We start from the raw sequence: 14,697 nt of genomic DNA, 5'->3' as shown, positions 1-14,697 counted from the left end.
GATTGTTCTTATTGAATATAACCACCTCCTCAAAAGGATAGGGCTTTCATGTAATCGATTACAACATATCTTTTTAAGAAATGCAAATTTTCTGCATTTCAGGTGTAATCGATTACATTATTTTGGAAAAATGGTCTGGTGCAAACATTTTTTACAGGATTCACGAATGATAAGTTCATCCTCCAGCATATATTGGTTTTTCGTTAGTGAATCTTTATTTATTAGCTTTATTAATAATTCCATAGCTTTCTGGCCGATATCGTATGCAGGCTGTGCAATCGTTGTCAAGGCCGGTTCAAAAATGGATGAGATTTTTATGTTATCAAAGCCAATGACCGAGATATTTTCCGGCACACTTAATCCTCTGAATTTAATAGCTTTTATGGCCCCGATCGCCATTTCGTCGTTTGCGGCAAATACAGCTGTAGGCGGATGTTCCAGTGCCAAAAATTTCATCATTAAATTATAGCCGCTTTCATATGAAAAGTCGCCTTCCTGTACTAATAACGGTTCAATCGGAAGACCATGCTGTGACATCGCTTGTTTGAACCCCTTTAACCGGTCCCGGCCTAGGACTACATTGAGCGGGCCTGAGATAAAACCGATTCTTTGATGTCCTAAACCAATTAGATGCTCTGCAGCTTTTCTGGAGCTGCTGATATTATCAATCGAAACAGTTGGAATTTGTGAACCCTCCATGTATTCGCATGCCAGAACAACAGGGAGCTCCTTCGCTATTTCGTCTAAAAGGCCTTCATCTATTCTTGCCGTTAACAGAATCATTCCATCTGCCTTTTTCTGACGTAAAATATTTATATACCCGTTTTCACGTTCAACATTGTTGAGGGCATCACCCAGCAAAACTTGATACCCGTTTTCAATTGCCACAGCTTCTATTCCGCGAAGCACCTTTGAAAAAAAAGTATTCGTAATATCAGGAACAACGACAAGTATTGTATTCGTTTCCGATCTTCTAAGCTGTCTTGCCAGTACATTTGGTTGATAGTTTAATAATTCGATTGCTTCCAAGACTCTTTCCGTTGTCTCTCTTTTTACAGTTCCTGAGTTAGTGATCACTCTAGAAACCGTTGCAGTGGAGACATTGGCCATCTTTGCAACATCAACAATTCTTATCATTATTCTCCCATATTCCTTTCAAGAATTGTTCTTTCACTACTAGTATTGTAATCGATTACATTTTGTATTGCAATAATTAATAATCTTTTTTAAATTTTTTTCTGAACAATTGAAGACTATAGCTAATATTGATAGTTAAATTTTAAAGCGAGAAATCACCGATTGAAGCTTTTCGGCCAGCCTGGAGAGTGACTCAGCCGATGTCGTTACTTCCTCCATTGTTGCAAGCTGTTCTTCTGTGGCAGCAGCACTTTCCTGGCCTGCCGCAGCACTTTTCTCACTAATTTCTTTCACTTGAGCTACAGTATCAGAAATGTTCCCGCTTGCCAGGGTAAGCTCTTCAACAGAATTGGCAACTTTTTGCACTCTCACTCCTACCCCTTCAATCGACTTTAAGATATTTGCAAAAGTGCTATTTACTTTTTCCGAATCCCCTAAGCCTTCTACTACCTGACGATTCCCTTCTGTCATCGCCTGTACGGCTTGTTGTGTTTCTTTTTGGATCTCTAAGATCATGCTCGTAATTTTTTCTGCAGATTTCTTCGATTCCTCCGCCAAATTACGCACTTCATTAGCTACCACAGCAAAGCCCTTTCCGTGCTCACCGGCTCTCGCCGCTTCAATCGCTGCGTTTAACGCTAATAAGTTTGTCTGGTCGGCAATCCGCGTTATCATTCCAACAATGTTGCTGATTTCCTTGGAACGTTTCTCGAGTGATTCAATAATACTGGTTACTTGACCTACGGAATGATGGATATGATTCATTTGTTGAACGACATTTTCAACATACTCTGTTCCTTGCCCTGTGATAGATGTTGCTTTTTCGGTAGCTTGGAGCATTTGCTCACTATTATTAGATATTTGTAAAATCCCGGATGTCATCTCGCTTACAGAAGCAGTCACCTCATGAAAGTGAAGCAGCTGCTGCTCCATTCCATATGAGTTTCGCTGGGCTATTTGAGCAACCTGCTCTGCTGCCATCTTGCTTTCTTCAGCACTCATAGCTAAACCTTCACTGCTGGATGCCACCTGGGTGGAAGAATCGTTCACTTGCACAATTACCGAGCGGAGATCTTTAATCATTTGATTTAGTGAGCCAACCATCGTCCCTATTTCGTCCCTATTTCTTACTTTCATTTCCTCAATGGTTAAATCCCCGCTCGCAACACGTCTAATTGCTTCCGAAGCCTTGCTGATTGGATTTGATATTGTACGGCTAATAAAGTAGGCGAACATGATTCCGATGATAAAGGCAGCCACACTTATAATCACGATTATTGTTCTCGTTTTATTGATAAGTGCTGTCGTTTCTTCGCTTCGCTTATTCAATTGGTCTTTTTGGTATTTTATTAAATCATTGGCTTGCTTGTTGAATTCCACTCCAATATCTTTTGCACTTGTTTTCATCATCATTAAAAAGTCATCAGTCTTATGGGCTTGTTTTAATTCGATTTGTTTCTGGACATTTAGCTGGTAATCTTGTTGGATACTATCAAGGTTTTTTACCATTCGTTTCGTTTTTGCGCTGGCACCGGACACCTCTATGTCTTTGACGACGTTGTCAAAACGTTTTACAGAATCATCAAACTCATAGAGGTAGTCCGAATCCCCGGTTATCAAAAAGCCCCGAATGGCATCTGAATGGGTCATGACTTCCAATTTTAAATCTCTTATTTTGTCTACCGTCGCAACTTGCTCGTTAAGTAAGGCAGTGTAATTATTATCCACTGTTTTAATTCCAATATTAGACAACAGCCCAATTCCACCCAGCAATAGAAGAACGATTAAGAAACCTCCCAATAATTTTTTTCTGACGGTAAGTTTTAAGAAGGATGTGTTCATTTTTGATTGCTTTTCAATAAATTTCCCATTCGTCATAACCTAGTTTCCTTTCCTACTCTTTTTAATTTATATCGGTTATTCATGAGAAATTTGTACTATACTGCTTGCAATTATCCAAAAAAAAAGAGGGGCGGCCCCTCTTTCCATGGATCGAAGACGTTCAAATAGTTTGTTTACCTGTAACGCCATTTATCGAATAACTCGCTGTAATCCTCGCATTTAATGACTGGGAGACGGAGCAATATTTTTCTTTTGACAGTTGAATTGCCCGGGCCACCTTATCTTCGGGCAGTTCACCTTCTAATGCGTAATGGATATGGATATCTGTAAATCGTTTTGGATGGTCTTCAGCACGTGTTCCATCTACTTCCATATGAAATGATGTGGGATTCAAACGCATCTTTTCCAAAATCCAGATAATATCAATCCCTGTACACCCTGCAACCGCATGCAGAAGCAATTCTGTAGGTCTTGCTCCGCTATTTTTGCCTCCTGATTCCTCAGCTGCATCCAGTTTGATTTCATGTCCTGAAGGAGTTGTGCCTGAAAAAGCCATATTCCCTGCCCATTTAACCGTTGTTTTCATTTATTCCAATCCCTTCCTTAGGATTTACCTTCTTTTAATATTGGCCACTACTTAGCTTGGTATTCTTAACTTTTTCCATTGTATGGTTTCATTTATAATAATACTTATTAATGTGTATATAATACCAGTATTTACTTATTCATATTCCATCAAGATTTATATATTGCAACAAAGCGAAAAGACATCAGGCAATGCCTGATGTCTTTTCGCTTTGTTCTTATTTGCGGACCCACACCATACCGGCGGAATTGTCTTTCGCTTCGCCGACTACATGGAACTTAAGGCCGAAATTCGGAACCTTGCGTCCAGCATCCGGGATTATTGTGTTGCTGTAAGTTTTCGAATCATCAAATGAGACTATACCTTGGGAACCCTTATAGTCATAAATTCCTCGAGTAGGATTATCGACATACCAGGCAGGTGCCTTGTCGTATGAAAATGCTGCATCTGCGACCTGATATCGAGTACTATCTTTGATAGAGTCCTGGCCATTCAGTTTGCCTACAATCGCATCTGGATGGGAATCTACTACCCCTAGGAATCCTTCACCAGGGTGAACTCCTGTCCAGTTATCAGTATAGGTATCATCACCATACCAAACTACTAAACCAGTATTATATTTTACGCCGCGGGAGAATTGAAGCGCTTTATCAGAACCTTCATAGTTTCTCCACTCAAGATAATAATAATGTGGTTTGAAACTAATACCGTCAGAAGCTTCGAAGCCGTTTAACGTTACCTTGGCTGTTCCTTCTGCATCATCTGTGAAAGCAACGTTACCATCAACAGTCAAAGTGAGGTTGTCCACCGCTAAACCGGCTGGGGCCAGGCCGCCATCTGTTACATATTCAAATACCAGTTTCACCTTTTTGCCTGTGAATTGGCTTAAATCATACTCTTTATCCACCCATTCACCTTTGGTAGACTCATAACCATCAACAGTATTCTCATCACCGATGACATCAAGTTCTGTTGTTTGTCCATCATCTGTAACTGCATTAACGTATACATAGTCATAATCAAATTCCACTTGATACCATGCTTTATAATCGAATTTGGCACTTGTTGCATTTGTTAAGTCAAATTCAGGAGTTTCAAGAGTCGTATGAAGGTTATCTCCTTTTGTACTATAATAATATTTTTCACCGAAAGCTGGTTCAATCCCTTTTACTTGCTTTTCAGGAAGGTTAACCTTCACAATTCCTGGTTTTTTTGATTTCGTGACACTCTGGTCAATCACGCTGGCCACTCCGAACTTATCAATATCTTTGTAATCTACTTCGGTAATATTTGCCCAGTTGCCGCCCATTACTTTTTGGAAAAATTCCTTATTTTGCGGTGAGAAGCTTGTAGGTGTTGTACCGGCAATCTCTCCATTCCAGCTGCCGCCGCTCATAATAGACCAGGATGCTACCGGCTCTCCATGCCCTGAGTACTGTGTATCATACTCATCCGGAAGGCCTAAGTCATGGCCGAATTCATGGGCGAATACACCAACTGCGCCGTCTTCAGGTTCAATTGTGTAATCATGTGCTGCCATCTGTCCTCCAAAATTCTCAGGAACTTTCGAAGTAGTACCAGGAATCTTGTAAGGTTGGTTTCCGATTGTCCAACGATGTGACCAGATGGCATCGTCACCTAATTTACCGCCGCCAGCTTCTTGTCCTACACCGGCATGAAGAACCATAAGGTGATCAACTAGCCCGTCCGCCTCGTTCTGGTTTCCATCACCATCTAAATCATATTGGTCAAATATGTCGTATTCAGATAAATCAAGACCTGAGGCAGCCGCTGCGTCTAACGCATCCATTACAAGGTTCCGCGGTCCTTTAGGAGCAAGATTATCATTTCCTCCTTCGGGATTGTCATCGCCGTACTCCCTCGCATTTCCCTGTACGGTGAGCCAGTCCGTTACATGGCCGTCGACCGTATAGCTGCCGCCGGATTGTTCTTCATAATATTGCTTAAAAGTCTTCACTTTTTCGCCATTAAATAGTGTAAATTCTTCATCACCGAATAGCATCTTTTCGTAATGCTCGCTGTTAAAATCTTCGGAGTACATATACCCGGGCTCTTGTTCGATATTATTATGTTTGAAATCTGCATATTCTACTAATAATACGAGTACCTTATCCTCTCTAACGGAGCTGTCATATTTTGCTTGCTTTGCGGGATCCACTTTAACATATCCGTTGGGTTTCCCTTTTTGGGGCTTCTCTTTTGAAAGCTTCTTTGAAAGCTTGTCCTTTTGTTTCGAGATAAAGTCTTTTGTTTTTTTATCGAATTCTTTTTGTTCCTTAGTAGTTTTTCCATGAGTGGCAGGTTTTTCGCCTTGTTTTTTCTCAATATAAGCGGTTACCGCTTTATTTACTTCTTCTTTAGAAGCGTCTTTGGAAATGGCTCCTCTTTTTTGCAGTGCTTTGGCAAGACGGTCCTGGTCTACGATATTTAGATCAATTGGCGCCGACTCCATTGCTGCGGCCGAAACCTTTTTTGGTGCTGCTGTTGTACCGGCAAAAGAACCGGCAAACAAAGAAGTTGCTACTAATGTGCTGGCTGCAACGCTGGTAAATACTTTTAATGTGCTCTTCTTCTTCAATAAAAGGCCCTCCCTGTTTATAAGCTATTTTTTCAGAATTTAAGATAAATTCTAGTAAAATGTTACAATATTGTGAAGATTTTTTATATAAGGAGAATAGATCATAAAATAATGTCGAAACAGGCTCGAAATAACAATTTTTTTGTTAGCCCTGAGCCATTTAGTAGCTACACACAAAAAAACCGCAAAATTAACTAGGTAATAATGATTAATAAAAAGAGAATGTAACCTTATTGTTAGAGTCCCGAAAATTACGATAATCAAAATATGAATCTATTTACCCACTATAAAAGAGCGAATTTTGAAAGAAATTTCCATAATTGTTCCCGCACTGTTCCCTATATTGAAAAAATCTACTTTCATTTGTCGAATAAATCTAGCATGTAAAGCCTATCTCCTGTTTTACCTAGAGTCTCTCTAGTAGGAGCAGTAAATGAAAAAAGGCTGACTCCAAAAGGACTTTTCATGTCCTTTTGGAGTCAGCCTCAATATGTTTATGACCAAATATGCCATTCTCTTTCAAGATCAGCCTTGCGTCATAAGCTGTTATTTTACACCCGGAAACCATCCAGGTGTGTTGACAATTGCTTGCCAGAGCGGATCTGGTACAACAAGCTTCTCTTGCGCGTTCTTGTTTATCTTTGTAACAATTTCAGATTCTTTTCCTTGCTCCACTTTTTCTACCCAGTCTGGATCGATAATAATTTCGCGTCCCAACCCTATCAATGGAATCCCACTTTCCAGCGCCTTTAAAGCATCATCCGCGGTAAGAATCGAACCTAATCCAATTACAGGAACACGGTCGCCTGCTTTCTCCTTGATAAGTTCCATACGCGGACGGGTATCATCTGCACCCCGCCTTGGAGTCGACCAGAAATCCATCAAAGAAACATGAAGATAATCAAGATCTTTATCAGCCAGTGCATCAACTAAGGTTAATGTATCGGCCATCGTGATTCCAGGTGTTTCCGGCTCTTCTGGGGAAAAACGATATCCTACAAGAAATGGCTCTTTTGCATGATCTTGTACCGTTTTCTTCACTTCATCAATTACTGCCATTGGAAAAGTCATACGTTTTTCCAGGCTGCCGCCAAAGCGGTCTTCACGGCGATTGGAATGCGGGGAAAAGAATTGTTGGATCAGATAGCCGTTGGCGCCATGAATTTCTACGCCGTCAAACCCTGCTTCGATTGCCCGGCGAGTCGCTTCTCCAAAGTCTTTAACAATTGACTCGATTTCGGCATCTTCCAAAGCCCGTGGAACCGCTTGTCCTTCACCTTCTGGAGCAACAGCGCTGGCACTGACCGTTTCCTGGTTGGGCACTAGTTCCGGCGGGCACATGCGTCCACCGTGGAAGATTTGCAGGATAGCTTTGGCCCCTTGCTCTTTAATAGCAGTTGCTAACCGGCGCAAACTGGGGATCATTTCATCCTTGTCCGCGCCAAATTCGCCATGAAATCCTTTGCCATTCGCTGTTACATATGTACAGGCAGTGATAACCATGCCCACACCTTTCGAGCGGCGTACATAATAATTTACTTCACCATCTGAGACTGTTCCATCTTGATTGGAAGAGTAATTGGTCATCGGTGCCATTGCAATACGATTTTTCACCCGAATCCCACTTCGAAAAGAAAGAGTTTCGAATAATGGTGCATATTTTGAATTCATCATTGTTGTGTTCCTCCGTTTTTCAAATTGAGGGTTGTATTACCTTTTTAGCGTGTTTAAGGAATGCTGCGCGCAGGTTCGGGATTGCTTTCATGAAGGCATGAATGACAATCACTAGAAACTACTCCTCCTCTTCCTATATTGGATAGATGGCCACTTGACGGAAAAACCCTTCTTCATTTAACTGCATGATTGCTATAAACGAAAACTTCCTACCTTCCCGAATTAGAATTCCTGATTCTATTTCTTCTGATAGGGTATAGGTTATTCTTTTTTGTCATCACTTTTGAAGCTGTTTCATGGGCGTTTAATTTCTCCGATAAATCGATAAACCACTGCTCATCTCTAGTCAATAATGCAAGATCGATCAAATCCAGAGTTTGTCCGTCATTGACCTTTGTTGAAACGGGCAGTTTTTCCACCCAATTGTGCAGCATCCCGATTCTTTTCCCAATCGTTTTTTCATTATCACTTTCAATAACGAATACTTTTACGGCTCCTTGCAAAATATCTATCTTTTCTATATAACCGCGTATCAGCTCTCCATTCCTCGATTTGCCCAAGACCCAATCACCTATTTCCAATCCAAATTCACCGGACATCGCCATTAGTATTCACCATCCCTTAAAATGTTAGTAAGATAGTTCATTGAATTTTAAAAAGAACATTTCACGTGTTTGGCTGAGAGAATAAAATGCAAAATAAGTCAAGAAACATTCACTGATACCGTTTCGTTTTACAGCGCTGACCTTTTCCTTTTCCTCTTCTTCTTTAAGAAGAGTACTGTCATTCTAATAGGTAGAGTTTATAAAATCAACCAAAGCAACTCGAGGGGATCAGGTATCAAGATGCTTCCACTTTTTTAAAAATGCTCACGTATATTATGGATGAATATTCACTTCAGCGAAATGAACCGGATGAGGGAAATCACACAACCCTAGAGATTATGCTTATAAGTTAAGTATAACACTGCTTATAAGCTGGATTGCGTAATTCGCAATCTCCCTGCCGCCCAGTTTTTGTATTTAATTTTCAAAGGATGAACAATTAATTGTACTCGTTCTGTTTCTTTACCTTCTCTTCCTCATTTATGAATTCAATAAAACTATTTAATGCAGTCAGTGGCTGTTCCGTTATGGTGTCTACATATGATTTCTTGCGATAATCATTTACATATGAACTATTTTCAATCCTTTTTATCATATATTCATTACTAAGCTTCTGGACTTCTTTTTGATTTATTTTTCTTTCTTTTGATAACGCCAGCCCTAACGCACCAAGCAAAGCATAAATTACTAGTTGTATGGCAGTTACCTGACCGGTTGTGGAATAGAATAATAAGAAAAACAGATTAAAGAAGGATATTGTCATTAAAGGGAAAGCCCAAATTGCATACCTTGTCGTTTTACTTAATACGGGAGCAATGGTTTTCTGTAATTGTTCTAATTCATTTTTTACATAGTCTGAAAAATTGCCTGTCATAAAAACATTCATATGATCAAGTCCCTTCATTTTTTAAAACAATTGGATTTACAAGATTAAAATTTGAAATGATTTTTTCAAATTCCCCTCCATGTATTGTATTTAGGCGGATATAAAAAAACCTCTGCCAGGAGAGGCAAAGGTCATTTAACTTTTTAAAATAACAAAAAGACCTCTACCACTATTAGGTAAGGTCTTGCTAACAACGCTAAGTTGCCAACAAAGCCGAGAGATCAAATCTCCGGAATGACGACTTTGCTGTAAAAGCTACTCCCCTTAAAGGAATAATATTATAGATTAATAATACTAGAGAAATATTCTCATGTCAATCAAAACAGCCGAATATGGCTTTCAATCAATCTGCAAAATAGATAGGTTTCTCCTGAATAAAATGATCATAATCAAGTCATGGTCTCCTTCAAGAAGTACTGTAATTCTAATATTTACAGTTTATAAAATCAAAAAAAAGCGACTCAGAAATGAAATGCACATTTATTATTTTTGGTATAAAATATGTAAACAGATATTATCGGTGGTGGAAAACATGGAAATGACGAAGCAATTGCTATTAAATCTTTCTTTATTATTAGTACTATTATTCTTCCTTCAAATTCATCTTCAAAAATTGTATTGAAGCTATGCCTTCTGGAGGGGAACTATCAATCCTAACTATGGATACATCTTCAAATATTATTATTAGTATCTCAGACAAAGGGGTGGGCATGAACGAAGAACAGCTCAAGCGCCTAGGTGAACCGTATTACTCTACCAAAGAAAACCATCTTTAAAAAGCGTAAGATGGTTTCTTCTGCTAAGTATTTTAGCTTTTCACAATTTCAAAAGAAGGCTGTTACTTCGAAGCTTCTTTAAGAAGTTCTAGATTAATTAACCCCTTGATATCATTACTCGGAATATACTTTGCGTCTTTGCTTATATCGGCCATTTCCTGGATCACTTGCTCATTGACATCTGTTGTTACTTTTAAGCGCGAAAACGCAGCTGTAACTTCGTCTTTGTTTAATTCTTTTCCGGTCAGTTCCTTGAGGTGCTTAATAACGATATCCTGGCTTTCTTCGGGGTTATTCTGGATAAAGTCAACTGCTTTCTTATGGGCACGCAAATAGGACTTCGCAAGATCTCCCTTTTTTAGAAAATCCTCTCTAGCTGCTACTACCGTATTTGTTGATTCTTTCCCCCATGCAAATTTATCCCAGTCTAACAACAACTTCCCGTCTGCCTGATTTTCAAGTACATAGCCCCATGGTTCCTGGGTAGCAGCGGCATCGACTGATTTTTGGACGAAAAGAGAGGCAGTATCAGCTGGTGCTGCTGCATACAAATCTACTGTTCCGCCGTTTGTTTTAGGTTTTAAATCAACGTCTTTAAGCGCTTTTCTCAGCATGACATCCTGGGTGCTCCCGATTACCGGAATGGTGACTTTTTTACCATCTAAATCTGCTAAGTTTTTAATGTTGCTGGCTTTACTTGCTACAAGAACCGCACCGCCGTTTACAGCTCCAGAGATAAGGTGGTATTCTGGATTTTTAACGTAAAAGTTAAGCAGCGGACCCGGTCCGACCGTGCCGACATCAATCGCTTTTGTAGCCATCGCTTCCATAAATAATCCGCCATTGCTTACTGTTTTCGTTTCAATCTTCACATCTTTGTCAAATTCCTCTTTAAAATAGCCTTTTTCAAGTGCAACGATTGTTGCGCTATGCGTTAAATTGGGAAAGTATCCAATTTTCACCGTTTTTTCTCCAGAACCGTTCCCTTCATCTCCTCCCGATTGCGCACATCCGCTTAATATTCCGATAAATAATACGGAAATCAAAAGTGAAAACATAGGCTTTTTTAGCATGATTTTTCTCTCCTTATTCTGTTGTCGTTTTCTTTGAAAACTTAGAAAGTTTTCCTGGCCTTTCATTATCGCTGAATTCCCCATTTAACTTGGACATTGCGTTCTAAACGGGAGAATACTACATTATCCACAATCGTTCCAATGACCGCAATGATGATCATCACCGAAATAACAAGATCCATTTGTCCGAGCGATCTGCCCATTTCCAAAAGCTGACCGAGACCTCCACCTCCGCCAAGCAATTCACCAGCCATCAATGCACGCCAAGAAAAGGCCCACGCTATTCGCAAACCGGAAATAATTTGTGGAACGGATGCTGGTAGAATAACGGTACGTAAAAAGTGAAACCCGCTTGATCCATATGTTTTTGCAACCCGTTGATACAACTGCGGAACATTTTTGAACCCGCTCGTTGCATTTACTGTCATAGTCCAGGTAGCCCCGATTGTGACGATAAATAGAATGGAAAAATCGTTTAACCCAAACCAAATGATCGCTAACGGAAACCAGACAATACTTGGAATCGACTGCAGAGCCGTTACGACAAATCCAAGGGTATCTTCAACAAGCTTATAACGCCAGATGAAATAGCCTAAAATAAGACCTATAATAATGGCAATCGTAAATCCAAGCAGAATACGGCCAATGCTTTTTGCAATAGCCTCTGTTATTTGTCCGCTAATCAGGCCATTAAACAGTGTTTCTAACACATGAGTCAGGCTGGGAAACATGAACTCTGGAAGGCCGGAAAGTCTAGATGTTACTTCCCATATCACCGCTATCATTCCGATGAATATGATTCGTCTCAAAGCTGTAATCATCTCCCATTTCCTCCTTCAGTACTTTTTCAATTTCCTCCTGCAAAATGGACAGAATCCTTTGCTCGGTATTCAAGGTAACACTGTCCGGCATCACACCATTTTTCATTGAAGGTATGGAAATCGTCTCCTTGATTTTTCCGGGGCGGGTTGCAAAGACAATTACCTGTTCCGACAAAAGAACGGCTTCCCGGATATTATGGGTGACAAAAAAGATCGTTACTTTTGTTTTTCTCCAAATTTCCAGCAGTTCTTTGTGCAATACCATTCTCGTTTGTTCATCAAGTGCGGAAAAAGGTTCGTCCATTAACAGGATGTCAGGTTCCATCACCAGGGCTCTTGCAATCGCTACCCTCTGCTTCATGCCTCCGGAGAGCTGATGTGGATAGGCATCGACATAACGACTGAGGTGAACCATTTTTAAAATCTCCAGCGCCTTTGCCTTTGCTTGTTCTTTAGGCATTTTCTTTAATTTCAAACCATACGTAACATTTTCGAGAACAGTTAACCACGGAAATAATCCTGCTTCCTGGAAAACCACAACACGGTCCGGCCCGGGCTTCTTCACCTCATTTCCGGCGATCCGGATTTCTCCCTTATCCACTTTATCAAGTCCGGCAATTAAGTAAAGCAGCGTTGACTTCCCGCAGCCTGATGGCCCAACTATCGAGACAAAGCCCCCTTTTTCAACATCTATATTAATATCATCTAGTACTAGTACTCTCTCTTTGCTTTCATTTACAAAGCTCTTTTCAACCCCATCTATCGTCAAATACATGCATTCACCTCATTATAAAAAATCCTATTGGTTTAATTGGTATATTTCCTTTTATAATGATGAATTCAATGATTTTTGTCAATGATAATATCCATCATTCAATTTTTTTCGACATTTACTTGTGGATACAGAAGAAATGTGATTTGGGTTAGTTTTCCGAAAAGAGCATTATTTATGTAAAGATCGTAACTGCCTTCATCCATATTATGTAAAAAAATCCAAAAAGGAGCATGTATAAAACTTTTTTAAAATCATTGGAAGCGACTGAATATAAACAAAAAAATACGCCTGGATATTTTGATCCAAGCGCTTTTTAATCGGATGATTGCCCTCTGACAAACCATTTATTTTTGGTGTTGTCTTTTAATTAATGCCACATCAAAAAAAGAGCGAAGCCCTTTATAGATAAAGGGCTTCTGCTCTTTCTGAATTAATGATTTAGACTGGGATGAACCAGCGACCTCTACCTTGTCAAAGCAAAAGTCTTTCTTTTATATTACTCTCCGCCAATCCTCACAATCATTCTCCCTATCGCCTCTCCTTTTAAAATAACAGGCAAGGCTTCAGGCAGCTCTTCCAGGATCATTTCCTTCCGAATATCCTCCAAAAGGTTATCGGGTTTTAAGTCTGTTGCCATACGGCTCCATAGCGGCTCCCGCACTTCCATCGGGCAGTTTACAGAATCGACACCGAGCAGGTTGACGCTGCGGAGGATGAATGGGAATACAGAAGTCGGCACGGAGGTACCGCCGGTTAAACCGCTTACAGCAACCGATCCGCCATAATTGATTTTGCTTAAAACCGCTGCCAGCGTTTCGCCGCCTACTGGATCTACTGCAGCTGCATAAAGCTGCTTATCCAGCACTCTAAGTTTTCCGCTGTATACGTCTTCACGGGAAAGGACTTCTTTTGCGCCGATTTTATGTAGATAGTCATGCTCAGTTTCTTTGCCTGTGCTTGCGACAACGTGGTAGCCTCTTTTTGCCAGCATTGCCACCGCTATGCTTCCTACCCCTCCGGTCGCTCCGGTTACAAGCACCTTTCCTTTTTCAGGTGTCAGGCCGGCATCTTCCAATTGCTGAACCGATAATGCGGCCGTGAAACCTGCCGTTCCGTAAACCATTGCTTCCTTTAAAGTCAATCCTTCGGGAAGGGGAACGATCCAATCAGCCGGAATACGGGCATATCCACTATAGCCGCCGTAATGGGAGACACCTATTTCATAGCTTGTCGCAATGACTTCATCCCCTTCACGGAATCGGGAATCTGTTGAGGAAACAACAACCCCCGCTAAATCAATGCCGGGTACCATTGGATAGGATCTCACAATGTTGCCATCGGGAATCGAAGCCAGCCCATCTTTGTAGTTGATACTGGAATAAGACACCTTAATGACTACATCACCTTCGGGCAGTTCATTTAATGTAAGGTCTTTGATGTTAACGGAAAAATCGTTATCAGTTTTTTCAACAATCAATGCTTTGAATTGCTCAGCCATATATCCATCACCCTTCCACTTGGTATATTTTTACGATAGCAAAGTTTAACCGGCTGGTCAAAAAAAAAGAAACAGCCAGGAAGGCTATTTTTACCCATCCTGGCTGGCGAATTAATGATTATGGCTATGGTTTTCTTTGGATGGATTTGTTATTTCAAATCCTGGCTGTTCTCCGACGTAGAAATATTTAATCCAGACTCCATCCAGAAAATTTTCATGTTTTTCGAGGATAATATCGATGTCCTTGTCTGTTGAAACAACTTCATCATTTTCCGTCGGGGTATCCAATTTCAAGTCATAGTGAGCATGGTCTACATGATTAATGGTAACAAAAACCCTAATCATTTTTCCTTCTGCTTCCTCGGTGCTCAACATCTTTTTTAGTTCCTTTGCAGCGTTCCGGTTTATTTTACATCTCATCGTTG

Annotated in this window: 13 protein-coding genes; 1 reads left to right on the top strand and 12 read right to left on the bottom strand. The window is 40.3% G+C overall.

The genetic code is table 11. The features are described 5' to 3' along the window. Positions 1–117 precede the first annotated feature (117 nt). From ELQ35_RS07155 to ELQ35_RS07125, 7 genes are all read right to left on the bottom strand, one after another. Positions 118–1,137, bottom strand: a complete 1,020-nt coding sequence (locus ELQ35_RS07155; protein ID WP_126864142.1) for a LacI family DNA-binding transcriptional regulator — start codon at positions 1,135–1,137, stop codon at positions 118–120. A 135-nt stretch (positions 1,138–1,272) separates the two neighbouring features. Continuing rightward, the gene (locus tag ELQ35_RS07150; RefSeq protein WP_126864141.1) at positions 1,273–3,015 is read right to left on the bottom strand and encodes a methyl-accepting chemotaxis protein; all 1,743 of its coding nucleotides are present in this window, start codon (positions 3,013–3,015) and stop codon (positions 1,273–1,275) included. Positions 3,016–3,139: 124 nt separating this feature from the next. Next, positions 3,140–3,565: an OsmC family protein gene (locus ELQ35_RS07145; protein ID WP_126864140.1), complete on the bottom strand. Its 426-nt coding sequence runs from the start codon at positions 3,563–3,565 to the stop codon at positions 3,140–3,142. Positions 3,566–3,782: 217 nt separating this feature from the next. Next, positions 3,783–6,164 (bottom strand): immune inhibitor A domain-containing protein, encoded by a 2,382-nt coding sequence (locus ELQ35_RS07140; protein WP_185861690.1) that lies wholly within the window; start codon positions 6,162–6,164, stop codon positions 3,783–3,785. A 546-nt stretch (positions 6,165–6,710) separates the two neighbouring features. Continuing rightward, positions 6,711–7,838 (bottom strand): NADH-dependent flavin oxidoreductase, encoded by a 1,128-nt coding sequence (locus tag ELQ35_RS07135; protein WP_185861689.1) that lies wholly within the window; start codon positions 7,836–7,838, stop codon positions 6,711–6,713. A gap of 209 nt (positions 7,839–8,047) precedes the next feature. After that, positions 8,048–8,443: an IDEAL domain-containing protein gene (locus ELQ35_RS07130; RefSeq protein WP_246026010.1), complete on the bottom strand. Its 396-nt coding sequence runs from the start codon at positions 8,441–8,443 to the stop codon at positions 8,048–8,050. A 439-nt stretch (positions 8,444–8,882) separates the two neighbouring features. After that, complete coding sequence (locus ELQ35_RS07125; protein WP_126864139.1) at positions 8,883–9,329, bottom strand: DUF5392 family protein; 447 nt, start codon at positions 9,327–9,329, stop codon at positions 8,883–8,885. Positions 9,330–9,931: 602 nt separating this feature from the next. Here ELQ35_RS07125 and ELQ35_RS07120 point away from each other — a divergent pair. Continuing rightward, positions 9,932–10,105, top strand: coding sequence for an ATP-binding protein (locus tag ELQ35_RS07120; protein WP_281278112.1), 174 nt, complete (start codon positions 9,932–9,934; stop codon positions 10,103–10,105). 62 nt (positions 10,106–10,167) lie between these two features. Here ELQ35_RS07120 and ELQ35_RS07115 read toward each other — a convergent pair whose 3' ends face one another. From ELQ35_RS07115 to ELQ35_RS07095, 5 genes are all read right to left on the bottom strand, one after another. Then, positions 10,168–11,178 carry an aliphatic sulfonate ABC transporter substrate-binding protein gene (locus ELQ35_RS07115; protein WP_126864137.1) on the bottom strand — a complete coding sequence of 337 codons (1,011 nt, stop codon included), beginning with the start codon at positions 11,176–11,178 and terminating at the stop codon, positions 10,168–10,170. A 65-nt stretch (positions 11,179–11,243) separates the two neighbouring features. After that, on the bottom strand, positions 11,244–11,999 hold the full coding sequence (locus ELQ35_RS07110) for an ABC transporter permease (protein ID WP_126864136.1): 756 nt from the start codon (positions 11,997–11,999) through the stop codon (positions 11,244–11,246). After that, complete coding sequence (locus ELQ35_RS07105) at positions 11,932–12,774, bottom strand: ABC transporter ATP-binding protein (protein WP_126864135.1); 843 nt, start codon at positions 12,772–12,774, stop codon at positions 11,932–11,934. Before ELQ35_RS07105 ends, ELQ35_RS07110 begins: the two co-directional genes overlap by 68 nt. A gap of 496 nt (positions 12,775–13,270) precedes the next feature. Further along, positions 13,271–14,272 carry an NADPH:quinone oxidoreductase family protein gene (locus tag ELQ35_RS07100; protein WP_126864134.1) on the bottom strand — a complete coding sequence of 334 codons (1,002 nt, stop codon included), beginning with the start codon at positions 14,270–14,272 and terminating at the stop codon, positions 13,271–13,273. Between the two features lie 111 nt (positions 14,273–14,383). Further along, on the bottom strand, positions 14,384–14,692 hold the full coding sequence (locus tag ELQ35_RS07095; RefSeq protein ID WP_126864133.1) for an iron-sulfur cluster assembly accessory protein: 309 nt from the start codon (positions 14,690–14,692) through the stop codon (positions 14,384–14,386). Positions 14,693–14,697: the final 5 nt, after the last annotated feature.

The organism is Peribacillus cavernae, assembly GCF_003989135.1.
Lineage (GTDB): Bacteria > Bacillota > Bacilli > Bacillales > DSM-1321 > Peribacillus > Peribacillus cavernae.
Note: the sequence above shows the minus strand (reverse complement) of the source record. Positions and strands in the feature narration are given on the sequence as shown.